General features: G+C 62.3%; 20 protein-coding genes. 13 read left to right on the top strand and 7 right to left on the bottom strand.

All coding sequences use genetic code 11. The features are described from left to right. Positions 1 to 34: 34 nt before the first annotated feature. Complete coding sequence (locus NKH41_RS16360; RefSeq protein ID WP_023676506.1) at positions 35 to 733, bottom strand: cobalamin B12-binding domain-containing protein; 699 nt, start codon at positions 731 to 733, stop codon at positions 35 to 37. Between the two features lie 308 nt (positions 734 to 1,041). On the opposite strand from NKH41_RS16360, the gene NKH41_RS16355 reads away from it, so the two are divergent. The 6 genes from NKH41_RS16355 to NKH41_RS16330 all read left to right on the top strand — a co-directional run bounded on the left by NKH41_RS16355 (position 1,042) and on the right by NKH41_RS16330 (position 7,836). Next, a complete protein-coding gene (locus NKH41_RS16355) occupies positions 1,042 to 2,616 on the top strand; it encodes a trimethylamine methyltransferase family protein (RefSeq protein WP_352500948.1) in 1,575 nt (524 codons plus the stop codon). Between the two features lie 136 nt (positions 2,617 to 2,752). Further along, on the top strand, positions 2,753 to 3,535 hold the full coding sequence (locus NKH41_RS16350) for a hypothetical protein (RefSeq protein WP_352767961.1): 783 nt from the start codon (positions 2,753 to 2,755) through the stop codon (positions 3,533 to 3,535). Positions 3,536 to 3,555: 20 nt separating this feature from the next. Further along, the gene (locus tag NKH41_RS16345) at positions 3,556 to 4,227 is read left to right on the top strand and encodes a hypothetical protein (RefSeq protein ID WP_352768053.1); all 672 of its coding nucleotides are present in this window, start codon (positions 3,556 to 3,558) and stop codon (positions 4,225 to 4,227) included. Positions 4,228 to 4,331: 104 nt separating this feature from the next. Next, a complete protein-coding gene (locus tag NKH41_RS16340; protein WP_352767964.1) occupies positions 4,332 to 5,087 on the top strand; it encodes a dienelactone hydrolase family protein in 756 nt (251 codons plus the stop codon). A 68-nt stretch (positions 5,088 to 5,155) separates the two neighbouring features. Then, a complete protein-coding gene (locus NKH41_RS16335; RefSeq protein WP_352767967.1) occupies positions 5,156 to 5,716 on the top strand; it encodes an RNA polymerase sigma factor in 561 nt (186 codons plus the stop codon). Between the two features lie 2 nt (positions 5,717 to 5,718). Beyond that, positions 5,719 to 7,836, top strand: a complete 2,118-nt coding sequence (locus NKH41_RS16330; protein ID WP_352767970.1) for a vWA domain-containing protein — start codon at positions 5,719 to 5,721, stop codon at positions 7,834 to 7,836. Between the two features lie 149 nt (positions 7,837 to 7,985). Here the strand turns inward: NKH41_RS16330 and bmt are convergent, their stop codons facing one another. Next, the gene (bmt, locus tag NKH41_RS16325) at positions 7,986 to 9,002 is read right to left on the bottom strand and encodes a betaine--homocysteine S-methyltransferase (protein ID WP_352767972.1); all 1,017 of its coding nucleotides are present in this window, start codon (positions 9,000 to 9,002) and stop codon (positions 7,986 to 7,988) included. 88 nt (positions 9,003 to 9,090) lie between these two features. Continuing rightward, the gene (locus NKH41_RS16320) at positions 9,091 to 9,933 is read right to left on the bottom strand and encodes a helix-turn-helix domain-containing protein (protein ID WP_352452091.1); all 843 of its coding nucleotides are present in this window, start codon (positions 9,931 to 9,933) and stop codon (positions 9,091 to 9,093) included. 227 nt (positions 9,934 to 10,160) lie between these two features. On the opposite strand from NKH41_RS16320, the gene NKH41_RS16315 reads away from it, so the two are divergent. Both NKH41_RS16315 and NKH41_RS16310 read left to right on the top strand, forming a co-directional pair. Further along, entirely contained in the window at positions 10,161 to 11,171 is a 1,011-nt protein-coding gene (locus NKH41_RS16315; protein ID WP_352613978.1) for a fatty acid desaturase, read from the top strand. A gap of 83 nt (positions 11,172 to 11,254) precedes the next feature. Next, a complete protein-coding gene (locus NKH41_RS16310) occupies positions 11,255 to 12,055 on the top strand; it encodes a phosphate/phosphite/phosphonate ABC transporter substrate-binding protein (RefSeq protein ID WP_352470300.1) in 801 nt (266 codons plus the stop codon). A 109-nt stretch (positions 12,056 to 12,164) separates the two neighbouring features. Here NKH41_RS16310 and NKH41_RS16305 read toward each other — a convergent pair whose 3' ends face one another. From NKH41_RS16305 to NKH41_RS16290, 4 genes are all read right to left on the bottom strand, one after another. Next, a complete protein-coding gene (locus NKH41_RS16305) occupies positions 12,165 to 13,478 on the bottom strand; it encodes a M24 family metallopeptidase (RefSeq protein ID WP_352614063.1) in 1,314 nt (437 codons plus the stop codon). A 25-nt stretch (positions 13,479 to 13,503) separates the two neighbouring features. Continuing rightward, positions 13,504 to 15,081, bottom strand: coding sequence for an ArnT family glycosyltransferase (locus NKH41_RS16300; RefSeq protein WP_352470301.1), 1,578 nt, complete (start codon positions 15,079 to 15,081; stop codon positions 13,504 to 13,506). 88 nt (positions 15,082 to 15,169) lie between these two features. Next, positions 15,170 to 17,755 carry a GcvT family protein gene (locus NKH41_RS16295; protein WP_352767974.1) on the bottom strand — a complete coding sequence of 862 codons (2,586 nt, stop codon included), beginning with the start codon at positions 17,753 to 17,755 and terminating at the stop codon, positions 15,170 to 15,172. A 132-nt stretch (positions 17,756 to 17,887) separates the two neighbouring features. After that, positions 17,888 to 19,465: a trimethylamine methyltransferase family protein gene (locus tag NKH41_RS16290; protein ID WP_352470303.1), complete on the bottom strand. Its 1,578-nt coding sequence runs from the start codon at positions 19,463 to 19,465 to the stop codon at positions 17,888 to 17,890. A gap of 208 nt (positions 19,466 to 19,673) precedes the next feature. On the opposite strand from NKH41_RS16290, the gene NKH41_RS16285 reads away from it, so the two are divergent. The 5 genes from NKH41_RS16285 (at position 19,674) to NKH41_RS16265 (ending at position 25,735) form a co-directional block, all read left to right on the top strand. After that, the gene (locus NKH41_RS16285; RefSeq protein ID WP_352681593.1) at positions 19,674 to 20,834 is read left to right on the top strand and encodes an MFS transporter; all 1,161 of its coding nucleotides are present in this window, start codon (positions 19,674 to 19,676) and stop codon (positions 20,832 to 20,834) included. 95 nt (positions 20,835 to 20,929) lie between these two features. Then, entirely contained in the window at positions 20,930 to 22,999 is a 2,070-nt protein-coding gene (locus NKH41_RS16280; RefSeq protein WP_352933091.1) for a prolyl oligopeptidase family serine peptidase, read from the top strand. 268 nt (positions 23,000 to 23,267) lie between these two features. Further along, positions 23,268 to 24,653 carry an aspartate aminotransferase family protein gene (locus NKH41_RS16275; RefSeq protein ID WP_352766895.1) on the top strand — a complete coding sequence of 462 codons (1,386 nt, stop codon included), beginning with the start codon at positions 23,268 to 23,270 and terminating at the stop codon, positions 24,651 to 24,653. A gap of 454 nt (positions 24,654 to 25,107) precedes the next feature. Then, positions 25,108 to 25,416: a DUF6422 family protein gene (locus tag NKH41_RS16270; protein ID WP_352613981.1), complete on the top strand. Its 309-nt coding sequence runs from the start codon at positions 25,108 to 25,110 to the stop codon at positions 25,414 to 25,416. A 19-nt stretch (positions 25,417 to 25,435) separates the two neighbouring features. Beyond that, entirely contained in the window at positions 25,436 to 25,735 is a 300-nt protein-coding gene (locus NKH41_RS16265) for a hypothetical protein (protein WP_352767977.1), read from the top strand. Positions 25,736 to 25,806: the final 71 nt, after the last annotated feature.

Below are 25,806 nucleotides of genomic sequence, written 5' to 3'. Positions count from 1 at the left end.
CGCGGCTTTTCTTGTTCGTGCCGGACTTATTGGCTCAGGCCGAAGCGCGGACGTTGTGCTTGCGCTTCATGAAGTCCTTGGCGGTCTCGACTGCCACCGCGGCGTCGCGGCAATAGGCGTCGGCGCCGACGGCTTTGCCGAATTCCTCGTTGAGCGGTGCGCCGCCGACCAGTACGACATAGTCGTCGCGAATGCCTTTTTCCTTCATCGTATCGATGACGACCTTCATGTAAGGCATGGTCGTCGTCAGCAGGGCCGACATGCCGATGATGTCGGGCTGGTGCTTTTCGATGGCATCGAGATATTTTTCGACCGCATTGTTGATGCCGAGGTCGATGACATCGAAGCCGGCGCCTTCCATCATCATGCCGACCAGGTTCTTGCCGATGTCGTGGATGTCGCCCTTGACGGTGCCGATCACCATCTTGCCCTGCTTCGGCGCGCCTGTGGCGACAAGCAGCGGACGCAGGATGAACATGCCGGCCTTCATCGCGTTGGCCGACAGCAGCACTTCGGGAACGAACAGGATGCCGTCGCGGAAATCCTCGCCGACGATACGCATGCCTTCGACCAGAGCCTCGGTCAACACCTTGTAAGGCGCCCAGCCGCGCTCGAGAAGGATATTGGTGCCTTCCTCGATTTCTTCCTTCAACCCGTCATAAAGATCGTCGTGCATCTGCTGCACCAACTCGTCGTCGGAGAGTTCCGAAAGGATGATCTCGTCGTCGGCCATTTTTTCTCAGGCTCCTTGCCGGCTACAACTATCGCGGCAGCTTAAAAATATCGCGTCAATACCTAACCCGCACGGGCCGGTTGTCCATAGCTGATTTGCGACTTCCCGCAAAACGAAAGCGACCGTAAATCTCTTGGAATTCTTGTCGATTTTGCGACAGGCGTTGGCGCTGGCGGGCCGTTTCGAATAGGGTGCATGGCTACGATCCGGCCAGAGACCGCAATATGCGGCCGCAAACGGATTTCAGGCCGGTACAACAGCCCGGCCGGAGTAAATCAGGCCAGAACGAAAGCCAGGGAAGAACGATTATGAGTGAGAACGCGCCGGTCGATCAGGAAGCGTCAAACGCACGGCGCGGGCGCGCTGCCAGCGGTGGCGCCGCAGCCCGACGGGCCGCGCGTTCGGGCGGCGGCCCCGGCACACAGCTCACCTATATCAAGCGCAAGATCAACGTCTATGAAGTGCTGGACGAGGAAGGGCTGGCGCTGATCGAAAAGAACACCGACACGGTGCTGGAGGAGATCGGCATCATCTTCCGCGACGACGCCGAGGCGCTGCAGCTTTGGAAAGAGGCGGGCGCCGACGTCAAGGGCGAGCGGGTGCATTTCCCCAAGGGCCTCTGCCGCTCGCTGTTGAAGACCGCTCCGTCCGTCTATACCCAGCACGCCCGCAACGGCGAGCGCTCGGTGCAGATCGGCGGCAACGCGACAGTGTTCGCGCCGGTCTATGGACCGCCCTTCGTGCGCGATCTCGACGGCGTCAGGCGCTATGCGACGATCGAGGATTTCCGGAATTTCGTGAAACTCGCCTATATGGCGCCGTCGATCCACCATTCGGGCGGCACGGTTTGCGAGCCGGTCGACGTGCCGGTCAACAAACGGCATCTCGACATGGTCTACAGCCATATCAAATATTCGGACAAGCCGTTCATGGGCTCGGTGACCGCGCCCGAGCGCGCGGAAGATACGGTGGCGATGGCCAAGATCGTGTTCGGTGACGATTTCGTCGAGAACAACACGGTGCTGACCAGCCTGATCAACGCCAACTCGCCGATGGTCTTCGACGAGACCATGCTGGGAGCGCTGAAGGTCTATTCGCGCCACAATCAGGCCTGTATCGTCACGCCGTTCATCCTTGCCGGTGCGATGAGCCCGGTGACGGTCGCCGGCACGCTGACCCAGGTTTTAGCCGAGGTTCTGGCGGGAGCGTCGTTCACCCAGCTGATCCGGCCGGGTGCGCCGGTGCTGTTCGGCACCTTCGCCTCGTCGATCTCGATGCAGTCGGGCGCGCCGACCTTCGGCACGCCGGAGCCGTCGCTGGTCTCGTATGGCGCCGCACAGCTTGCCCGTCGGCTCGGCCTGCCGTTTCGCACCGGCGGTTCGCTCTGTGCTTCAAAAATCCCCGATGCGCAGGCCGCCTACGAGAGCGCCAACACGCTGAACTCGACGATCCTCGCCGGCACCAACTTCGTGCTGCATTCGGCCGGCTGGCTCGAGGGCGGTCTCGCCTCCTGCTACGAAAAGTTCATGATGGATATCGACCAGCTCGGCATGACGCAGAAGTTCTCTGAGGGTGTCGACCTGTCGGAAAACGGCCAGGCGATGGACGCCATCCGCCAGGTCGGCCCAGGCAGCCACTATCTCGGCTGCGATCACACCCAGGCCAATTTCCAGACCGCGTTCTACCGCTCCAACATCGCCGATAACAATTCCTACGAGCAATGGCTGGCCGAAGGCGAAAAAACCGCGCCGCAGCGCGCCAACGAGCTCGCCCGCCGCTGGCTCGAAAGCTACGAGGCGCCTTACCTCGATCCGGGCATCGACGACGGGCTGAAGGACTTCATCGGCAGGAAGAAGGCGTCGATGGCCGACGCCTTCACCTGAAAGGAGCCCGAATCAGGCGGGGCTAAAGTCGCCAACATCATCCACAAGGAAGTCTGGCGGAGTGCCTTCTCCGACCCGGACAAGAAGGGGTGATTTGCGCGTTCGGGTGAGGACGAGCGGCGAGGGAACGGTGCCAATGCCTTTCAATCCAACCAGGCGAAACCGGAACATTGGCACGCCGAAGCAGGGCCATGGGCAAAACAACCGCATGATCGTTCCCCGACCGTGGACATCCGCCGGATGGTGTGCGGCGCAGCTCAATCCTGGCCAGCCGCTGCGCAGGACGGTGAATGGCAGGGACGTAACGCTCATTGTCGAAAAGACGAGCGGTGGGTGTGTTTACGCATGCTCGGTCGAAGATGTTGTCTTCCTTCTCTCTCATGTTCCTCTCGCTGACTGGGCCGGGCTGGAAACATTTGTCTTGCGCCAACCGACGCGAAAAGCGCGCGTACTCAGACCGGCGTGGGGGCGGATGTTTTATTATGCCGATCTTGGTTTCCGCGGATCCTCCATCGAAAAAAGTGGTCCGGCCTTATTTTTGGAAGCCTGTAACGTTGGCGACACCATCGAATGGTCCACATCGCTGGACCCTGAGGATGCGGCAGAGTTGGACAGACTTCGTTTGGACGGTCACAAAATCAGCCGGGTTGGAAAGAAGCATCTCGTTTCCACCTCACTCGATTCCGTGCGAGCCACGCAGCTCTATCGCACGCTTCTGCATGAGATCGGCCACTGGGTTGATTGGCTTGGAAAAGTGGAAGCGCCGTTCGCCCAAGGTGAGGACTACTCAACACTTTATGACCGCTATTTTGCCCGGCCCAAAGGTGAAGTAGAGGCGTTTGCTCATCGCTACGCCGATAATTTGCGTGAGACGCTTGAGAAAAGGGGAGTAATTCCGTTTTCAAGGATCGAAGGGTGACAGAGTTCCTTGAGCGCAGCATGGTCGAAACCATCGCGGCAGCGCTTTCCGCCTCCGGCCTCATGCTTCGCGGCGGCTTCAATTTTGCAGGTGGTGAAGCAACACCCTCCGGTCTCTCCGGCGTTGCCGCCAAATCCGTGCTGCTGGTGGGGCAGGCGGGCGCCGCGCCATGGCCGCATTTCCTGCGCTGGAAGGAAAGCCAATCACGGATCATCACCAATCCGCTCGACACATGGTCGCGCGAAGTGATCGGCGCGGTGGCAGAGACATTCGGGGTGCGCGCGGTTTCGCCCTCCGACAGGCCTTATCTGCCATTCCAGCAATGGGCGATGCGTGCGGAGGGGCTGAAGCCGTCGCCGCTCGGCATTCTCATGCATCCGCAATATGGGCTCTGGCATGCCTATCGCGGCGCGCTGCTGTTCGAAGACGAAATTGCGCTCCAAGAACCCCGCGACGTGATTCACCTTTGCGACACATGTGCCGAAAAACCTTGCCTGAAATCCTGTCCGGTAGAGGCTTATTCTGCGGACGGTTTTGCACATGAAACCTGTCTGGCGCATGTGCGCGGGCAAAACGGCGCGCCCTGCCGGACCGGCGGCTGCCTTGATCGCAACGCCTGTCCTTACGACACCGATTATCGCTATCCGTCCGAGGTTCAGGCCTTTCACATGGCAGCATTCGCGCGTCTGTAGCGTCGCCGAATGCCGCACGAAATCTTGAAGCAGATCGCCTCACTACAGCTTGCGGCGACGGCCACCGCGGGTATCTATCGCACGTCAGATCAACGGAGCGGATGATGGCCACGCAAGCGATGCAGATCAAGACAAGCGACGGCATTGCCAAGGCCCGGCTGTTCCGTTCGGCGGCCCCAGCCAAGGCAGCGATCATCCTCTACATGGACGTTTTCGGTCCGCGACCGGCGCTTGATCAGATGGCGGAGCGGCTTACGAGCGAGGGCTATGCGGTGCTTGTGCCGGACCTTTTTTACCGCAATGCGCCCTACGGTCCGTTCGATCCCAAGACTGCGTTCGGCGACGAGAGGAGCAAGGCCGCCATCACAGGTCTGCTCGGCGGCACGACCCAGGAGATGACGATCCGCGACAGCGGCGCTTTCCTCGATGCGCTCGCTGCCCAAGGCCTGACCGGGCCGGTCGGCATTATCGGCTACTGCATGGGCGGAGCGCGGGCGCTGAACGCCGCGGCCAGCTATCCCGACCGCATCGCCGCCGCCGCCAGTTTTCACGGCGGCAATCTGGCTGGTGACGCCGCCGACAGTCCGCATCGGAAGGCCGCCTCGGTCAAGGCAAGGGTCTATATCGGCACTGCCGGTGTGGACCGCAGCTTTCCGCCGGAGCAGTCGGCGCGGCTGGCCGAAACACTGCGCGCCGCCGAGGTCGATCATGTCATAGAGAACTATGCCGGCATGGCGCATGGCTGGTGCATGCCGGACCATAGTGCCTTCGATGCAGCCGGCGCCGAACGCCACTGGAAGCGGCTGACGATGCTGTTTGCGGAGACGCTCGGCCAAGGCACGCCAACCATTACGACGTGACCGCCCGCCAAAAAATTCTTTCCATCGCCCCAAGGAACCGCCATTAGCCTTCGTCCAACAGGCAAATGATGGCGATGATGCTGGACGAAAGCGAAGCCTCCGACGCCGAACTGATCGGACGGGCGAAGGGCGGAGACCGGGGTGCTTTCGGCAAGTTGCTCGAAAGGCACTATGGTTTCGTCTATCGCGCCGCCTATCGCTGGTGCGGGAAAAAGGCCGACGCCGAGGATATCGCCCAGGAAGTCTGCGTCCGGCTCGGGCGGGCGATCCGCGACTATCACGGCAGCGGTGCCTTCACGACGTGGCTCTACATCATGACGCTGAATGCGGCGCGCGACATGATGCGCAAGACCGCCCGCGAGACGGTCAAGACCGAGGCCTATGGCGCCTATGCGCTGATTTCGGGGGAAATCTCGGCCGAGCCGGAAGACCCGGCCGAGGCGCTCTGGGCAGCGGTACGCAAGCTGCCGGACAAGCAGCGCGACGCGGTGCTGCTGGTCTATGGCGAAGGGCTGAGCCACGCAGCCGCCGCCGAGGCGATGGCGATCTCGGAGACGACGGTTTCCTGGCACATCCATGAAGCGAAGAAACGGTTGAAGACGCTGATGCGTTCAGCCGGGGAAGTGTGACCATGGTCGACGACAACGAACTGAACAGACTGCGCGACATCGCAGCACCGGCGCCGGACGCGGACGCAAAGGCGCGTGCCCTCCAGGCCGCGCTGCGCGCCTATGACATGGAAGAAAAAACTTTGCCTGCCGCCCAAGGATCGGCAGGCGGGGTTCGTCTCACAGAGCGAGCACAAAGGCTCTGGAGCGAAATCATGCAAAAGAAACTCTTCGCCACGCCGGCCATTGCCGGGCTCGTTGCCCTGCCGATCGCCGGATACGCTACCATTTATATGCTGGGGGAATCCAAATTCGGCGGGCCCGAATTCGGCGGGGATAAGATCACCGAAACGCTGGCTGACAAGCCGACGACCGTCAAACCGCCGGTCGTTGCCGAAGCGGACAAGCAGACGAAGGCGGACGCCGAAAGTGAAAGCCGCGACACCGGCGAGGCGCTTGTGGCGCCGACATCGCCGCCGAAGGCGGAATCGACCGCAGTCGGCGGGCTGACGCAGCAGGATGTGCTCAGCCGCAATGCACCCGAACCGCAGCCGAGCAGCGAGCTTGCGTTGAACGGCGACGCAAGCTCCGCGGCCCCTTCAGCCGATGGCGGCGCGCGGGTCGGCCGCATGCCTGGCACGGTTGCCGAGCCCAAGCTGATGGCACAGCAGCCCGCCGCTGCGCCGGCCGACCAGATGCTGCCGCAAGAGGAAAACCGCGACCGCGTAGAGAATTTCAAGACCAACCCGGTGCATGCCGCACTTGAAGACCCGGTCTCGACCTTCTCGATCGATGTCGACACCGCTTCCTATTCCTTCGTCCGGCGCTCGCTCAAGGAAGGCTTTATCCCGCAGGCCGACACGGTTCGCGTCGAGGAGATGGTCAACTACTTCCCCTATGACTGGAAAGGCCCGGACTCCGCCTCGACGCCGTTCAACTCGACCGTCAGCGTCATGCCGACACCGTGGAACGAGCACACCAGGCTGATGCATGTCGCCATCAAGGGTTTCGACGTGAAGCCGGCCGAGCAGCCCAGGGCCAATCTGGTCTTCCTGATCGATGTGTCGGGGTCGATGAACGAGCAGGACAAGCTTCCGCTCCTGCAGTCGGCCTTCCGACTGCTGGTCAACAAGCTGAGACCTGACGACACCGTCTCGATCGTCACCTATGCGGGCGATGCCGGTACCGTGCTGGAGCCCACCAAGGCTTCGGAAAAGGACAAGATCCTCGCTGCCATCGACAATCTGACATCCGGCGGCTCGACGGCAGGCGAGGCCGGCATCAAGGAAGCCTACAGGCTGGCGCAGAAATCCTTCGTCAAGGACGGCATCAATCGGGTGATGCTCGCCACCGATGGCGACTTCAATGTCGGCCAGACCGACGACGACGACCTGAAGCGGCTGACCGAAAAGGAGCGCAAGACAGGCGTATTCCTGTCGGTGTTCGGCTTCGGCCGCGACAATCTGAACGACCAGATGATGCAGACCATCGCCCAGAACGGCAATGGCACTGCTGCATACATCGATACGTTGGCGGAGGCCGAGAAGGTGCTGGTCGAGGATGCCTCCTCGACGCTGTTCACCATCGCCAAGGACGTGAAGATCCAGGTCGAGTTCAACCCGAACAAGGTCTCGGAGTACCGGCTGATTGGCTACGAAACCCGCGCCTTGAATCGAGAGGATTTCAACAATGACCGGGTCGATGCCGGCGAGATCGGCTCAGGTCATTCAGTCACCGCAATCTACGAGATCACGCCTAAGGGCAGCGGCGGCGAACAGATCGACCAGCTGCGCTACGGCCAGGCCTCGGTGAACAATGGCGGTGTCGCCAATGCCGACGAATATGCTTTCGTCAAGATCCGCTACAAGCTGCCGAACGAGGACACCTCGAAGCTGATCACCACGCCGGTAACGTCAGCCAACGAGGTGGCGTCGTTCGACCAGGCCAGCACCGACCAGCGTTTCTCCGTTGCCGTTGCTGCGTTCGGCCAGAAGCTGCGCGACGAGGATGCGACCGCGAAGTTCGGCTACGACAAGATCATGGAGATTGCTACCGCTGCCAGGGGAGCCGACCCATTTGGGTACAGGTCCGAGTTCCTCTCGCTCGTGCGCCTTGCCTCGGCGCTCGGCGGTAACCGGTAGTGGCAATGACGGCCGGTTTCTTTCAGATGGGATCGTTCTGATAGGGGGAGCCGGCCTACGGGCGGGTGAGGCAGGCCGGCGAGGGAAACCTTGCCGGCCTTTTTTCGCGGCCGCACCGCTTCGCGCGGACCATGTCGCAGACGAAAGCGTCAGGCGCGTCCGCGGCGCCGCTCGCGGCGGGCTTCGCTGGTCTCGGCGACATTGACCGTAGCCTGCTTGTTGCGCATCGGGCCGATGCGTTCGACGATCTGCTCGACGGTCGGGCGATCCGACTTGGTGTGCGCATCGAGCGCCTTGCGCATTGCGGCGAGGTGCTGGAACGAGGTGCCGCAGCAGCCGCCGACGATTTTGGCGCCTGCATCGACGGCGAGGCGCACATAGTCGGCCATCAGCTCGGGTGTGCCGGAATAGTAGATCTCGGCACCGCGAAATTCGGGAATGCCGCAATTGCCCTTGACGATCACCGTTGCTTCCGGCTTCGCCTCGGTCATGTCGAGCAGCGACGCGAGAATGTCGGAGGCGCCGACACCGCAATTGGCGCCGACACCGAGCGGTGTCTGCGACAGGCCATCGACGACGCCGTGGATGTCCTTCGGCAGCAGTCCCATCATGGTGCGGCCGGCGGTGTCGAAGGAGCCGGTATAGGTATAGGGCAGGCCGACGCGGATGGCGGCTTCGGCGGCGGCGCGGATTTCGTCTGGCGCCGACATGGTTTCGATCCAGGCGACTTCGGCGCCGCCGGCCTTCAGCCCCTCAATCTGCTCGGCAAAGGCTTCGACCGCCTCGTCATAGGTCATGGCGCCGAGCGGCACCAGCAGCTCGCCGGTCGGGCCGACGGAGCCGGCCACGATCACCTTGCGGCCGGCCTTGCCGGCGACGGCGCTTGCGATCTCGGCCGCGCGCTTGTTCAGCGCATAGACCCGGTCCTGCGCGTGGTGCAGCTTGAGCCGATGGCGGGTGCCGCCAAAAGAGTTGGTCAGGATGATGTCGGCGCCGGCATCGACAAAGTTCTGGTGCAGGCTGGTGATGGTGTCGGGCGCGGTCTCGTTCAAGAGCTCGGGAGCCTCTCCGGCCTCAAGGCCCATGGCGAACAGATTCGTGCCGGTGGCGCCATCGGCGAGCAGGACGCCCTTTTCGGCAAGCAGAGCGTTGATCGGATTGGTCATGTGAAATACGCCTTCCCGGAAGAATAACTGAGATAAGGATATAAAGAATTCTTTATGTGCCGTCAATGTCGGCACGTAGAGCAACCGGTCAAAATCGCATCTCCGCCAGCTTTCGCGTGAAGCTGGCCGCTTCATGCGCGTTGACGTCCGCGGCACGGATCAGATTGTCGAAATGGCTGGTCAGGATGCGGATCGGCTGCGTGGCATTCAGCACCAGATACATGTCGCCGACGTAAATGGCGGCGCGATAGGGCCCGAAGATGGTGTAGGGGATCGAATAGCGCATCCGCCCGTCATAGAGAAACAGGCGGAAGGTGGGATAGAGGTCGTCGAGCAGTGTCGCCATGTGCAGGAGTTGCTGGTGGCGGTCGGCCTCCGGAAAGCGGTCCCACACGCCCAGCCCGCGTGCGAAGATCTCCAGCGTGTGGCGCGGCATACAGACTTCCATGTCGGTTTCGGGCCGTCGGTTGTAGTCGATGCGGTACTGCGTTTCGCCGGCCTGTGCCTCGCGACTCTTGTTGGCGATAACGGCTTCGTAGTCGACAAGCGCCTCGGTGCGCAGAAGATCGGGAATGCCGGCCGGCACGTAGCGGATTTTCGTTCCCGCCGCCTCGGCATGCCAGCGAGCCAGCAGCGTGCGGTCGAAGCCGTCCGGCGCCTCCTCGATCTCAAGGCTCTCGCGGATTTCACCGGTGACGCCCTCGTCGTGGCTGAGGCCGAGCAGCCAGTCGAGCGAGACTTTGAATTCGGCGGCGATGTTGAGCAGCGTTTCGGCGCGGGGAAGGCGGATCGACGCGCCGGAGAGCAGCTGCGACAGCGCCGAACGGTCGATGCCAACCGCGGCGGCGAAGGCCGACTGGTTCAAATCGGACCTTGTCAAGAGCATTTTCAGGCGCTCGCGAAAGATCGTCGACAGGTCGCGCTTATCCAAATCGCTACCCCATTCAATAGGAGGAAAAATTTGCGCTTAAAGCCGCGAACGCGGGCTTCAGGCGTAAATGAATCCTGTTGGCTGTTTACAATACATAACATATGCAGCTGAAAATGCGCAATCGCAACAGTTTGTGCGCTTTATCGCGTTGCGCCGACGCAACGCTCCTGACACAATGTGTCAGGAATCAAACGGGTTCCGGCGACTGGAAGGCAGTGGTCGATAGCATGACGAGCATTGGCAACAGGCGACACGGCGCAGCGACCATCGAATGGCCGACCGTATTTCTCGCACTTCTATGCTACGGCGGCTGGCTCGCTGCCGGCTTTCTGCTCTGGCCATCCTACCCGTTGCTGGCACTCGCCTTTCTGACCCTGATTGCGGCGCTACAATCCTCGCTGATGCACGAGGTCCTGCACGGCCACCCAACCCGGAATGCGCGGCTCAACGAAGCCTTTGTGTTCCTGCCGATTGGCCTTGTCTGGCCGTTTCGCCGGTTCAAGACCATTCATCTGCGCCACCATGCAGACGAGCGCCTGACCGATCCGCTCGATGATCCCGAAAGCTACTACAAGGCTCTCTGGCAGCACGAGGAGCTGCCGTCGGCGATGAAATTCCTGCTGAAGGTCAACAACACGATGATCGGGCGTTTGGTGCTAGGCCCGTGGCTTTCCTGCATCGGCTTTTTCATCGACGACGCCAAGCAGGTTGCCGCGGGCGACAAGTCCATCCGCAAGGCATGGCTGCTGCATGCGATCGGCCTCGTCGTGGTGCTGCCTGTCGTGCAGTTCGGCTTCGGCATGCCGTTATGGCTCTACATACTGGTGCCGGTGTGGCTTGGGCAGTCGCTGATTTCGATCCGCACCTACGCCGAGCACCAATGGTCTGAACATCCGGAAGGCCGCACGATCATCGTCGAGCGCTCGCCGCTGTCCTTCCTGTTCCTCAACAACAATCTGCATTTCGTCCATCACAAGAGCCCGACGGTGGCCTGGTACAGGCTGCCGAAGGTGTTTCGCGACCGCCGCGACGAATGGCTGCGGATGAACAATGGCTACGCCTATCCGAACTATTTCGCGCTGCTCAAGGCCTATGCCTTCAAGGCGAAGGAGCCGGTCGTCCATCCCGTGCTGCGGCGCATGCCGGAACCAGGACGCGCATTCAAGCCGCGCGTCAGGGCACGCAGCCTCAATGGGCTTGGCAGCGCGCCGGTACCCGCCGAGCCGCCGAAAGAATGATTCTTGCGTTGTTGCAGGCGGTGCCGCGCGGACGACGCTTTCCTGACCTTGTCAATTTCCCCGCATAACGGTCAAATCCCGGCATGAGCGAATTCATTGCGGCTTTGCCGATGTACGACTGGCCGGAAGCGCGGGACGATGTCGACGCGCAATGGGCGCGGCTGCGCGATGCTTTCAGACAAAAAGGCATCGATGCGCCGGAGACGATCATCCGCCGCACCGGCGATTTGCCCCCCGTACCTGGCGGTATTCGCGATGATCAGGGAAAACCCATCGCACCCGATCCGGCGACATTGCCGCCGGACGAACTGGATTTTCACCAGCTCTGGCTGCATCCGGCGCTGCTCTTTGCACAAACCTGCTGGGGACCGATGGAACTTGGCCTGTCGCAGCGTGTCCAGCTCATCGGCCAGCCGCGTTACGACGCCTTCGAGGGTGGACAGGGCGAACTCTATTCGAGCGCCATCGTCATGAGGGCGGGCGAGGCACCGCCGGCAAGGGCGCCGGCCGACGGCGGTGCCGTCATTCCGCTCGATCAGCTTCGCAGCAAGCGCTTCACCTTCAACAGCCTCGATTCCATGTCGGGCATCATCGCGCCAGCCCGCGACCTGCAAGCATTGGGCGAGAGTCTGGATATCTTTTCCGGGCTGAGCGAAAGCTGTGGGCACCGTGCTTCGATCGTTGCCGTTGCCGAGGGCAGGGCGGACGTCGCGGCGATCGATTGCGAGAGCTGGGCGCTGGCGCAGCGTTTCGAGCCGGCGGCGCAGAAGGTGACGGTCGTCGGCTGGACAAGGCGGCGCAAAGGCTTGCCGTTCATCACCGCCAGGACGACGCCGGAAACGATCGTCGCCGCGATGCGCGAGGCGATCGCGGCGCTCACGTAAAGCGCGTCGCGTTCGGTCGGCCTCATGCGACGCGCTTTAGATTCTTGTTTTATGCATGTCGTTATCGCAAAGCCGCTGCACACTTTTGCGCGACATGCATTAGCATCGCTCAGCCGCCAAGCAGCCGATTGTCGAGCGGGTAGGTCGAAAGCTTCTCGTAGCCGGTTTCAGTGATCAGGATCTGTTCTTCGATCTTGACGCCTTCGTAGCCGCCAAGCCGACCGATATAGCTCTCGACGCACAGCACCATGCCAGGTTCGAGCACTCCGTCCGGTGTGTCGTCGGTCCAGTCGCCAGCATGCGGCAAAGTCGGGTATTCGTCGGCAAGGCCGACGCCGTGATAGAGCACCCCGTAACGGGCCGGGAAGCAGTCTCCCGGTGGCACTGACGAGCCCTCGACGAGGTCGCGGAACGATATGCCCGGCCGCATCAGCTCCGTGTTGTGGGCGATCTGGTCGGCGGCGATGCGGAACAGGTCGCGCTGCTCCTGCGACGGCGGCGCGTCACCGCAAAGCCAGGTGCGCGAAAGGTCGGCGCAGAAGCCGTAAGGACCGATCAGGTCGGTGTCGAAAGCGACGAGCTCGCCGGCCTTGATCGTCCGCGACGAACACTCCTGGAACCATGGATTGGTGCGCGGACCCGACGACAGGAGCCGGGTTTCGATCCATTCGCCGCCGCGCGCGATGTTGCCGCGATGGAGTTCGGCCCACAATTCGTTCTCGGAGATGCCAGGCCTCAACGCCTTCTCCATCTCGCCCATTGCCGCCTCGCAAGCGGCGATCGCCCGGCGCATGGCAAGGATTTCGTCGGGCGATTTGATCAGCCGCGCATTTTCCATCACCGCCTCGCCATTGCCGGTCGAGATGCCGAGGCGGGCGAGCTCTTCGATGCCCTCGGGATTGATGTGGTCGACTGCGATGCGGCGATTGCCGCCGCCATGTTCCAATACCAGGTCGGCGATGCCGGCTGCCCAGCGGCGGGCTTTTTGGCCGGTCAGCTCGCCGCTGTACAGATAAGCCCACGACACCGCCGGCCGCACCTCGTCGACGACGCCGGAATGATCGGAAAGGTGCTCGCAGGAGAAATAGTCGAACAGCACCACCGGGCCATCGGTGGCAACGAAACAATGCCTGGTCCGATTGTGTGCGACCCAGAGCTGCATGTTGGTTGCGTCGGTGGCATAGCGGATATTGACCGGATCGTAGAGCAGGGCTCCCGCATAGTCGCGGCGCTTCAGCTCGGCGCGGATGCGCTCGAGCCGATATCGGCGCATGGCGGGCAGGTCAGGAGCAGCAATGCCCGCCGCCTGCCATTCGACTTCCGCCAGCGCTCCATAGCCCAGCGCATGCTGGTTGAGTTCAGCGGCCTTCAGCCGCGATTTTTTGTGCAGCACATCGTTCGAGCCGTCCGGCTCGAACGGCATGATCTTGCGGTGATGACGGGGCCGGTCAGTCGGGTTCCTGTCCACCCTCGGCTCCTCCGCTAACGCCTTCCTTGGGCGCCGTGGTTTCTCCCACCGCCATTCTCTTCAATCTTACATAGGCGCCGGCCCGGGCGGACTTGCCGGTGCCGCGCAACAGCGGAACCATCATTTGCCGTGGTTGGCCGTCCGGCTCATAGCCGGCCGCTTTGAGCTGCTCCAAAATGACCGGACGCGGATCGTCTCGGTCAAGCCAGACGAGTACGGCCGGCTCCTGCATCAGCGTTTCGAAATTAGGCACTTCCTGGTCAAGTGCGACCAGGTTTTCATCGACCAACCGCAGGTTTCCGACCCATGCACCATCAGATATTGCGGTTTTGACCGGTCCGTCCGCAGTCAGTTGGCGATAGAGGGCGGGGTAATCCACGCGGATCATCCGCGAGAGGCCACTGGTCCCGTTTATCTGGACGTACCAGGTGGCGGGCGCGAGCAGCACGGCGATGATCGCTCCAGCCGCGATCACCAGGAGCTGCGCATTCCTGCCGCGCGGCGCCAGCCGTTCCATAGTGGCGACGATGGCCAGCGGCAACATGAACAGGACCGGTAGCAGCCAGCGGTCCTTGACCACCGTCACGCCGGTGGCAAGTACAAGTACTGCAAGCATGGCCAAGCCGAGCGCCAAGGTACGCCACAACAGAATTTCCCTTGCCGGACCTTTCGGGTGCCGCTCGGAGAAACGGAACTTCGCCAGCCAGAACGTGAGGGCGGAAACGAGCACCGGCAAGACCGCGAAATTGAAGGTGCCCATGATAAACTTGCCGGCGCCGACAAAGGCCGCCGCCACGCGCCCTTGTTGCGCGTCTATTCCGAACTTCTCGCCTCTCGACAATAAATCGGCGGGATGCATGAGGCTCCAATAGGTGGTTGGCGCCAGCACCAATATCGCGACCGCTATGCTGATGGCGAACTTCGGATCGAGAATCGCGCTGCGCCATTCGCGCAGCGACAGCACGGCCGCAACAAGGGCCACCACGAGGAAGACATCATTATATTTGGCAAGAATTGCCGCCGCCGTGGCCAGGCCAAACGCCGCATAGGCGATCATGCTTCGCCGCTCGAGAAGATAGGCCATGGCCAGCAGGAGCAGCGAGCAGAAGCCGACGACGGCGACGGAATGCGACAAGGCGCGCTGCGATTCCCAGACGATCTGCGGGATGGTAAACAGGCCGAACATGGCCGCCGCCGCTGTCGCTTTGGTGTAGCTGAACCGCCGCATGGCGGCGAACACGCTGCAGGCGGCAAGGAACAGCACGGAGTATTTGACGAGCTTCAGCGTGAAGATACTGGTGCCGAAAACATGCGCGGCCAGCCAGTTGATCCAGGTGTACAGGGGTGGTTGCGAGCCGCCATATCCAGCCCAGAGATACGGAACATAGATCAGCTGCTCCGCATCATCGATGCCGACGCCGGTTCCCGCCCAAGAGCTCAACAGGGACAGTATGATGGTCTGCAAGGCAAAGTAAGCCGCGACCATGACGATCGCCGCCGGGAAGGGGCCGATCCGTCCCTCGGCCAGCCACTCGGCCCATCTCAGATTGTACTTCAATGAAATCTCATCGCCCTTGCCAGCAGAGTGTTGCCGGCTGCGCTAGCATGAAGAGTATGCTCCGCACAATGCGACCGGCTGGCTGCGCCTACGTCCTCATCTTTTCGCCGCTCGGGTCGAAAGGCGGTTCGACATTGACGCGTGCGGGACGCCGGTGCCCGAGGATTTCGATCTCGAACAGGCCGGCGCTCTCGTTCTCGGCAAGCGCCGCCGGTACATATCCCTGCGCCATCGACTTCTCGACATAATGCGCATAGCCGCCGGAGGTGACCCAGCCGACCACGCGCCAGTCGCCGTCGACAATGCCGCGCACGGCAGACGCGCCTTCGGCGGCGTTCGAGCCGCGCACTTCCTTGCCGCCCGCGTCGAAGCGCGGCGCGCCATAGCCATGCGGCTTTTCCACGGTGCCGTAATCCTTGCCGCCGACCTTGGCCCAGATCGGCTCGTCGCCCATGACGTCTGCATCCGCGGCATCGACGATGAAGGAGACACGGCGCAGTTTCGGCCCTTCTGCCTGTTCCTTGGCCGCTGCTTCCCGGCCGATGAAGTCGTTCTTCTCCAGCTTGATGAAGCGGTCCATCGAGCCTTCGAACGGTCCGTAGATCGGACGTAGCTCGCGGAACCAGGTCGGGAAGTTCTTCTCAAGGCGCATAGAGAGCAAAGCCCGCATGCCGAAATCGACAAGCCCAAACTCTTCGCCAGCCTCCTTGATCGCCTTGTAGACCAGGCGCTGGTAGGCAGGCGCCATCCATATCTCGTAGCCGAGGTCGCCGGTGTAGGTGATGCGATTGACCATGCAGGGCGCGCCGCCGACCGCCATTTCGCGGAAATCCATAAAGCGGAAGGCCTTGGTCGAGATGTCGACATCGACCAGTTTCTGTAGCAGGTCGCGGGATTTCGGCCCGGCGATGGAGAGACCGACCAGCGTCTGGTCGAAGCGGTGGATGCGGATGCTTCCGTCCTTCGGCAGATGCTTCTCGAACCAGCGCATGTGGTATTTTTGCGCTGCCGAAGAACCCCATATCATGAAGCGGTCTTCCCCACCCCTTGGGCTCGCCTTGGCGATGGTGAAGTCCCCGATCAGCCGGCCGAACTCGTTCAGCATGGGCGTCAGCACGATGCGGCCGGTCTTCGGCATGCGATTGGTCATCAGACGGTTGAGGAAGTCCTCGGCCCCTGGTCCGGAGACTTCGTATTTGGCGAAGTTGGCGATCTCGGTGACGCCGACCTTCTCGCGGGTGGCGCGCACTTCCTCGCCGATCGGGCCGAAATCATTGGAGCGGTGGAAGGACACGACGTCCTTCGGCTCCGAGCCTCTCGGCGCGAACCAGAGCGGGGTTTCGAGACCCCAGCTGTCGCCCATGACGGCGTTGTTGGCGATCATGGTGTCGTAAAGCGGGGTCGTCTGCGCTGGTCTTGCCGCCGGTAATTCCTCGTTGGGAAAGCGGATGGAGAAACGGCGCGAATAATTTTCGCGGACCTTTGCGTTGGTATAGCGCAGCGTTGCCCATTCGCCGAAGCGCGCAACGTCCATGCCCCAGACGTCGAAGCCGGGGTCGCCATGGACCATCCAGTTCGACAGCGCCAGGCCGACGCCGCCGCCCTGGCTGAAGCCGGCCATGACGGCGCAGGCGCACCAGAAATTGGTCAGCCCCTGCACCGGGCCGACCAGCGGGTTGCCGTCCAGCGCGAAGGTGAAGGGGCCGTTGATGATCTGCTTGATGCCGGCCTTTTCGATGCCGGGGAAATGCTTGAAGCCGATCTCGAGCGACGGCGCGATGCGGTCGATGTCGGGCTGCAGCAGCTCGTGGCCGAAATCCCAGGGCGTGTTGACCGGCGACCACGGCTTGCAGGCCTTTTCATAGGTGCCGAGCAGGATGCCGTTGCGTTCCTGGCGGGTATAGATCTCGCCCTTGAAATCGAGCACGCCAATCATCTCGCGGCCGGTCGACTTGTTGAATTCCTCGACCTCCGGCATCGGCTCGGTCAGGAGATACATGTGCTCCATGGCCAGCACCGGCAGCTCGACGCCGACCATGCGACCGATCTCGCGCGCCCACAGGCCGCCGCAGTTGACCACATGCTCGGCTTTGACTGTGCCTTGCTCAGTGACGACGTTCCAGGTGCCGTCGACCTCCTGCGTCAGTTCGACGACGCGGTTGCGCAGTACGATCTCGGCGCCTAGCTTCCTGGCGGCCTTGGCATAGGCATGGGTGGTGCCGGAAGGGTCGAGATGGCCCTCGACTGGATCCCACATGGCGCCGACGAAATTCGTCTCGTCCATCAGCGGGAACATTGCCTTGGCTTCGGACGGCGTGATCAGTTCGGTGTCCATGCCGAGATAGCGGCCCTTGGCGTGGGCGAGCCGCAAGAAGTCCATGCGCTCGGGCGTGTCGGCCATCATCACGCCGCCGGTCAGGTGCAGCGAGCAGGATTGACCGGAAATCTCCTCGATCTCCTTGTAAAGCTGCACCGTATAGGCCTGCAGCTTGGCGACGTTGGGATCGCCGTTCAGCGTATGGAAGCCGCCCGCCGCATGCCAGGACGAGCCGGAAGTGAGCTCCGAACGCTCGATCAGCATGATGTCGGTCCAGCCAGACTTGGCCAGATGATAGAGCACCGAGCAGCCAACGACGCCGCCGCCGATGACAACCGCTTTTGCATGAGATTTCATGAAGATAGATCCGTTTTTGAAGAGATTGAATCGAGTGAGCGGGGCGCGAAAACAAAGCGGAGATCGGATACAGCGATGTTTCGGGCCAGCCTGCCATCAAGACGGAGTGGGGGTCGACTACTCATCAGATAATCAAAAATCGGTCGGCGCGCCGCCTTCGGCCCGGCGCTTGTCGACGAAGGCGTTGAGCTCCTCCCGGATTGCCGGATCCATGTAAGGCTCTTCATAGGAGGCCAGCCGTTCCTTCCAGACGCGATTGGCCTTTTCGAGCGCCGTCGGCGACCCGGCCTCCGCCCAACTCTCGAAATTGCGCCAGTCCGAGATAATAGGCGCATAGAACGCGGTCTTGTAGCGGTCTTGCGTGTGCTGGGTGCCGAAGAAATGACCGCCGGGGCCGACCGACTGTATGGCGTCGAACCCGAGCGCTTCCTCGGAAAGATCGAGCGGCGTCAGGAACTCGGCGACCATCTGCAACAGGTCTATGTCGAGGATGGTCTTCTCGTAGGAGCAGCGAAGGCCGCCTTCGAGCCAGCCGGCCGCATGCATCATCAGATTGCCGCCGCCCTGGATGGCGCCCCACAGCGAGAACACGCTTTCATAGGCGGCCTGCGCGTCGACCGTGTTGGCGGCGCAGGTGTTGGAGGTGCGGTAGGGGATGTTGTAGCGGCGGGCGAGCTGCCCGCCGACCAGCTGCGCCTTCATATATTCCGGCGTGCCGAAGGCCGGCGCGCCGGACTTCATGTCGACATTCGAGGTGAAGCCGCCGTAGCCGACAGGCGCGCCCTTGCGCACCATCTGCGCGAAGGCGATGCCTGACAGCGCCTCGGCATTCTGTTGCACCAGCGCGCCGGCAATCGTCACCGGCGCCATAGCGCCGGACAGGGTGAACGGCGTCACGATGACCACCTGGCCCTTGCTCGACATCTGGATGATGCCTTCCATCATCGGTACGTCGAGCTTGAGCGGTGAATTGGTGTTGATGATGGTGAATACCGACGGCTCCGCAAGCAACTGCTCATGGCTGATGCCACGTGCGATCCTGGTGATCTCGATGCCGTCGACGTTGCGCTCCTTACCGAGCGAATAGATGTGGAACATCTTGTCGGTCAGCGTGGCGAGATCGCGGATGCATTCAAGGTGGCGGACGGACGGATGGATGTCGATCGGCTCGACCGGATAGCCGCCCGTGCAGTTCAATATGTTGTGCATCTGCGCAAGCTTGAGGAAGTTGCGGTAGTCCTGCTGGTTGCCCGGCCGGCGGCCGCGGTCGACGTCGGAGCAATTGGGCGCCGACGCCATCATCGAGATGATCAGATTATCGCCGCCGAAGCGCACGTTGTGCGCCGGGTTGCGGGCGTGGATGGTGAATTCCGGCGGGCAGTGCGCAACCAGTTCCAGGATCATGTCACTGTCGAAGCGCACCCGCTCGCCACCTTCGCGGACATCGGCGCCATGCGCCTTCATGATGCGCCGGGCTTCGTCATGTAGCACGTCGACGCCGATTTCCCGCAACACGCGCAGAGAGGCGAGGTGGATAGATTCCAGCTCGTCGTCGGAAACCAGCCGGGTCGGCGCCAGCGGGTTCTTCAACTGCCGAAACGGCGGCTGCTCGAACGCCGCCGATCCGCCGGCACGCTTTCCCGCGCGGCCGCCGCGACGGGCGCGGTCGTTTGCCAATGCAGGTTCGGCGGGCTGAATGGCGGCGGTCATGATAGTCCTCGTACGCTGCGGCAATGCGGCGGCATAATGGACTGCCGGCCGGCCAGCCATTGCGGAGGCGGCGACCACTAGGACGAGGGAAGCGACATGCCTGAAGGGCAGCCGGAGGGATCGTCAGGCTCTTATCTCTTCCGGCTGGCGCAAGCGGTTTTCGTTGCCGGTGCTTACCGCGATGAAAGCGAAACGCTAGTCCTGCATCATGGACCGGGCGGAACAGGACAGCGGCGAGACAGTGCAATGGGCGGCGATCACCGGCGTGATCGCCACCGTCTCGGTGTTCGCCATCGCGCAAGGGCTGAGCTATCCGCTGTTGAGCTTCATCCTGCAGCGCCAGGGCGTCTCGCCGGCCATGATCGGCCTGTCGGCGGCAATGACGCCGATCGGCTTCATCGTCTCGTCGCCGCTGGTTCCGGCGCTGGCGGGGCGTTTCGGGGCAGGGCGCACCGCGCTTACTTGCGCGGCACTTTCCGCGCTGGTGCTGGCGCTGATCGGCTGGACGCAAAATGTCTATCTGTGGTTTCCTCTGCGCTTTTTGATCGGCGCCGTCACCAACCCGCTCTACGTGCTGAGCGAAGTCTGGGTGATCGCACTGGCGCCGCCGACACGCCGGGGCCGCGTCATGGGCATCTATTCGACCATCATTTCGGCGGGCTTTGCGGCGGGGCCGCTGTGCCTGCTTGCGGTCGGCACCGAGGGATGGCCGCCGTTCCTCGTCGGCATCGCCGCATTCCTGTTTTGCGGCGCCTGCCTCGCCTCGGTGCTGGCACGGCTGCCCAAGGTCGACGAGAGCGGGCACCGCGTTTCGGTGCTGGGGTTTGTGCCGCAGGCGTGGCTGCTGTTATCGGCGGTGATCGTGGCCGCCGGTTTCGAACAGGCGGTGCTCGCCTTGCTGCCGGTCTACGGAACACATTATGGCATCGCCGAAGCGCGCATGTCGGCGCTGCTGTCGGTGATGATCGCCGGCAACATCGCTATGCAGGTGCCGCTCGGCCTGCTGGCGGAACGACTGACGGCGCGGCTGGTGCGGTTCATCTGTGTTTCGATGACGGTGCTCGGATGCGTTCTGTTGCCGTTTCTCATCGAGACGCCGCTGATCTGGCCGTGCGTCTTCATCTGGGGCGCGGTTTCCTACGGCATTTACACGATGTCGATCATTGAACTCGGCGAGCGGTTCACCGGCTCGGCACTGGTCGCCGGCAACGCCGCCTTCTCGCTGATGTGGGGCGTCGGCGGCATCGCCGTGCCGCCGCTGGCGGGCAGCGCCATGGATGTTGTTGGCGCCGGCGGCCTGCCAATGACGCTCGGTGCCATTTGCCTGGCGCTGGCAGTTGTAACGGTCATTCGAAGACGGATGGTGTGAATGCCAGAAAGCCGCCGTTTCTGACGAATGACTTGAATATAAGCGGCCCCATGTCGATCTTGGCTATGCCGCCGCCCGACTCAACCGGAGACGTCATGACCAAATCGAATACCAAGGGCCAGCCGGGTTCGGCGGCCGAAGACCCGTTTCTCTGGCTTGAGGACAGGAGGGGCAAGCAGGCGCTCGACTGGGTGCATCACCAAAATGCAGTTACGGTCGGGGAGCTGCAGGGCGATCCGTCCTATCAGACGTCGTTCGAGACGGCGCTCGACCTGATGACAGCCGAGGATAACATCGCCGTTGGGGCCGCTATCAACGGCTATGTCTATAATTTCTGGCAGGACCGGACGAACGTACTCGGCCTTTGGCGGCGCACCACCGTCGCCTCCTACAAGACCGACAAGCCGGAATGGCAGACGATCATCGACTTCGACAGTCTGGCGGCGAAAGAGGGGGTGAAATGGGTGTTCAGCGGCGCCAGTCGGCTCTACCCCGACTTCAGCCGCTGCCTGCTCAACCTGTCGCCGGATGGCGGCGATGCCAGCGAGATGCGCGAATTCGATATCGAAAGCAGATCGTTCGTCGATGGCGGCTTTCGCGCTCCTGCCTCGAAGTCGAGCTTTAGCTGGCTGGACGAGGACACGGTTATCGTTTCCGCCGCCTTCGAGGAGGACGACAAGACCCAGTCCGGTTATCCGCGCGTGGTCAAGCTTTGGCGGCGCGGCACGCCACTGGAAGCGGCGATGCCGATCTTCGAGGCGCTGAAGCAGGATCTTGCCGCCGGCGGGTCCGTCGAATTCGACGGCGACAAGCGTCATGTCTTCCTCGCCCGGACCATCGACTTCTTCGCCTCGCACAGTTTCCTGCGGCTGCCTTCCGGCGAGAACAGGCGCATCCCGTTGCCGGACGACGTCACCGATACAGCGCTGTTCAAGGGCCAGCTCGTCTTCGGCGTGCGTACCCCGTGGACTGCGCCGGACGGCACGCTGTGTAAGCCCGACGGGCTCTATTCACTCGATTTCGAGCGCTGGATCGAAACCGGGATATTCGGATCCCTCGATACCGTGCTCGAGCCGGCGCACCGCGTCTCGATCGCCGGCATTGCCCGCACGCAGGACCGGCTGTTCATCAATTTGATGGACAATGTGCGCGGCAAGGTCGTCGCCGGCGAGCGCAGCGACAGCGGCTGGGAGTTCAAGCCCGTGGCGTTGCCCGAAAACGGCAATGTCGGCATCAGCCATGCCGAGCATTTCGGTTCCAGCGTCTCCTTTTCCTTCACCGATTTCCTGACGCCGAGCTCGATCATCTGGTCGGACGACAATGCTGCCACGCTGGCACCGGTGAAATCGCAGCCGGCGCGTTTCGACGCGTCGTCCCTGCTCTCCGAACAGTTCGAGGCGCGCTCGAAGGATGGCACGATGATCCCGTACTTCGTCGTCAGGAGGCGCGACTTGCATGGACCCTTGCCGACATTGCTTTACGGCTATGGCGGCTTCGAAGTGCCGCTGCTGCCCGGCTATGCCGGCGTGCGCGGCAGGCTGTGGCTGGAGAAGGGCAATGCCTATGTGCAGGCCAACATCCGCGGCGGCGGCGAGTTCGGCCCGAACTGGCACCAGGCAGCGCTCAAGGCCAATCGCCAGAATGCCTTCGACGATTTCGCTGCCGTCGCGCAAGATCTGATCAAACGCGCCATCGCTACGCCCGACACACTGGGCATCCAGGGCGGATCGAATGGTGGCTTGCTGACCGGCGTCTCGCTGACCCAGCACCCGGAATTGTTCGGTGCAGTGATCATCGACGTGCCGTTGCTCGACATGCTGCGTTACACCGAGCTGCCGCCCGGCGCGTCATGGATGGCCGAGTATGGCGATCCGGCGAAGCCGGAAGAGGCAGCCTGGCTCGCCGCCTATTCGCCCTACCAGCATGTAGACACGGATGCAGCCTATCCGCCGGTGTTGCTGACGACCTCGACCGCCGACGATCGCGTCCATCCCGGCCATGCCCGCAAGATGGCGGCACGGCTGCAGGCGGCCGGCCACGGCAAGACGCTGTTCTTCGAGGAGACCGAAGGCGGCCATGGTGGACGCGGCGACCGGCGGCCGCAGGCCGTACAGGCGGCGATGAAGTACGTCTTCCTGCAGCGGGCCCTGACTGGCACCAATTGACTGGCACCAATTGACTGGCACCAATTGACCGGCGTCGCTTGACCGGCACGGCTTGAACTGAGGGCTCGAGGCAGCCTAAGGTACATGCATGGCTCGGCTGGCGAAATCGGGTTGCGCATTTGGGGTGGCGGTGACGCCGTCGTCGCGCACGCTACGCGCCGAGCTGTTGCGGCTGTGCGCTCGCATCGGCTATTCGCCGCCCGCTGTCCTCTGACGAATCCGCCCCGGCGCGAAAGCTGCCGGATTGGTTCAAGAGGAAAGACCAGACATGACCTACCAGAATTATTCGCTGAAGCAGCTTCAGCAGATCGATGCCGCGCATCACCTTCATCCGTTCACCGACCACAAAGAGATGCGCGAGACCGGCTCGCGCATCATCACCCACGCCAACGGGCCGTTCATCTATGATGCCGAAGGGACGGAAATCCTCGACGGCATGGCTGGGCTGTGGTGCGTCAATGTCGGCTATGGCCGCGACGAGCTTGCCGACGCCGCCTACGCCCAGATGAAGGAGTTGCCCTACTACAACTCTTTCTTCAAATGCTCGACGCCGACGCCGGTTCTGCTGTCGAGAAAGCTGGCGGAGATCGCGCCAAGGCACATCAACCAGGTGTTCTACGGCTCGTCCGGTTCGGAGGCCAACGACACGGCGCTGCGCCTGGTCCGTCACTATTGGGTGCTGGAAGGCAGGCCCGAGAAGAACCGCATCATCTCACGCAAGATGGGCTACCACGGCTCGACCATCGCCGGCGCCTCGCTCGGGGGCATGGATTTGATGCACAAGCAGCTCGGAGGCGCCGTGCCCAACATCGTCCATGTGATGATGCCCTATGCCTATGAGCTCGCACTGCCCGGCGAAAGCGACCATGATTTCGGCCTGCGCGCGGCAAAAGCGGTCGAGGACGCGATCCTCGAAGCCGGCGCCGACAAGGTGGCCGCCTTCATCGGCGAGCCGGTGATGGGGGCAGGCGGGGTGAAGATCCCGCCGATGAGCTATTGGCCGGAGGTGCAGCGCATCTGCCGCAAATACGATGTCCTGCTGATGCTGGACGAGGTCATCACCGGATATGGCCGCACAGGCGAGTGGTTCGCCGCACAAGCCTTCGATGTCGAGCCCGACACCATCACCACGGCCAAGGCGCTGACCTCTGGCTATCAGCCGCTGTCGGCGCTGCTGGTCGGCGACCGCATCGCGGCGACGCTGGTCGAAAAGGGCGGCGAATTCTATCACGGCTACACCTATGCCGGGCATCCGGTGGCCTGCGCGGTGGCACTGAAGAACCTCGAGATCATCGAGCGTGAAGGCCTGGTCGAGCGCGTCAGGAACGACACCGGGCCTTACTTCGCCAGGGCCCTGCAGGAACGTCTCGGTGGGCACGATCTGGTCGGCGAGGTGCGCTCGTTCGGGCTGATGGGGGCGATCGAGATCGTCAAGGACAAGGTGACCAAGGAGCGCTTCCTGCCTGCCGGCAGCGCGGCGGTGATGGTTCGCGACCACGCGATTGTCCAGGGCATGATGCTGCGCGCTACCGGCGACACGATGATCCTGTCGCCGCCGCTGATCTGGACGCGCGAGACGATCGACATGGCCTGCGACCGCATCGCCACGGCGCTCGATCTGGCGCAAGCGGATTTGCGCAAGGGGGTAAGGTAGAACCATCGCCGGGCGTCCTGCAGTCGGACGCTCGGCGATCGCTGCGTCGATCGCCGAGCAGATGGTCGAGGACGTGGACAAAGTCAGTTCGAATTCGGCTGCGGGTGGAAACGCGCCCTTTGGCGCGCCAAGCCTACCTCACTCCCCGGCTGGCAAAACTCGTCCATGCCGAGCGCGGCAAGCGTGCGAACGGCGCCCGTCTTGTCACCTGCCGCCGATCAGCGTGACTTCCGTAAGCCATCCGTAAGTCCGGTCCAGTCAACGTCGCCTGATCGACTTCAGCAAGGGATCATTCGTTCAAGGAGACCAAAATGGGCGACTAGCTGTCCTTAGCGCCACGTCGCAACGAATTGCGCCACGTTGAAGAGCGAACAAGTCGAGCGGTGTGCAAATTTGAAGCATGCTTGCTTCCCAATTGAGGCATTTGGCGAATCCAAATCAGAGGGAGTGACACATGTTTAAATATCTGTCTCGGGAGGGTCTCACGCGCGAACAATCGGAAGCCCTGGAAAAGGCCGCGTTCTTGATCATCAGCGCGCGGAAAGAAGCCGCGGCCCTACTGGCGCGGGCGGGAGTAACTTTACCTGATGATGGGTTTGGGTTCGGGAACCCTTGCAACGCGCACATAGAGGCGCACGGCAACTGCCCGTGCAACGATTACACGGGCGATGGTGGGCCATGTTTGACGCAGACTACCCTCGATACCGCCTTCCCCCCGTCCCGGAGTTGCGGCCATCCACCATCAAAACATCTCTCCACGTAAGGCGTATTGGAGACAGTTGATGCGCACCATTTCTTTGATCCTAGCCTTGGTTATGCAATCGGTCATCACTGTATCTCTTGCGCAGGACGCCAAAACACCTTTCAAAAGGCCGGCTCCAGAAGAGCACAAGGACTTCGTGGCGGAAATTGAGGGTGTTTTCAGGAAATATCCAAGGGCGATCGCTCGCTACAAACTCGTGGATATCGGCCTCGTAAATATTGGCGAGATGCCGCGCGTGGAGTGCACAGTAGAATGCGAGTTTGATTCTACTTGGGGCGGATGGTGCAAAGACCGTTGTGATACGGAACGCGAAGAATAGCACCCTGCCGGTTTCCATTGCCCGGTTGCTAGTCGACAGACACGCGCTTTATGATGGCTGCTGAAGCGCCG

Origin of the sequence: Mesorhizobium sp. M1169 (assembly GCF_040318345.1) — a bacterium.
In the GTDB taxonomy this organism is placed as follows: Bacteria; Pseudomonadota; Alphaproteobacteria; order Rhizobiales; family Rhizobiaceae; genus Mesorhizobium.
The sequence above is the reverse complement of the archived record's forward strand: the minus strand, read 5'-3'. Positions and strand labels throughout refer to the sequence as shown.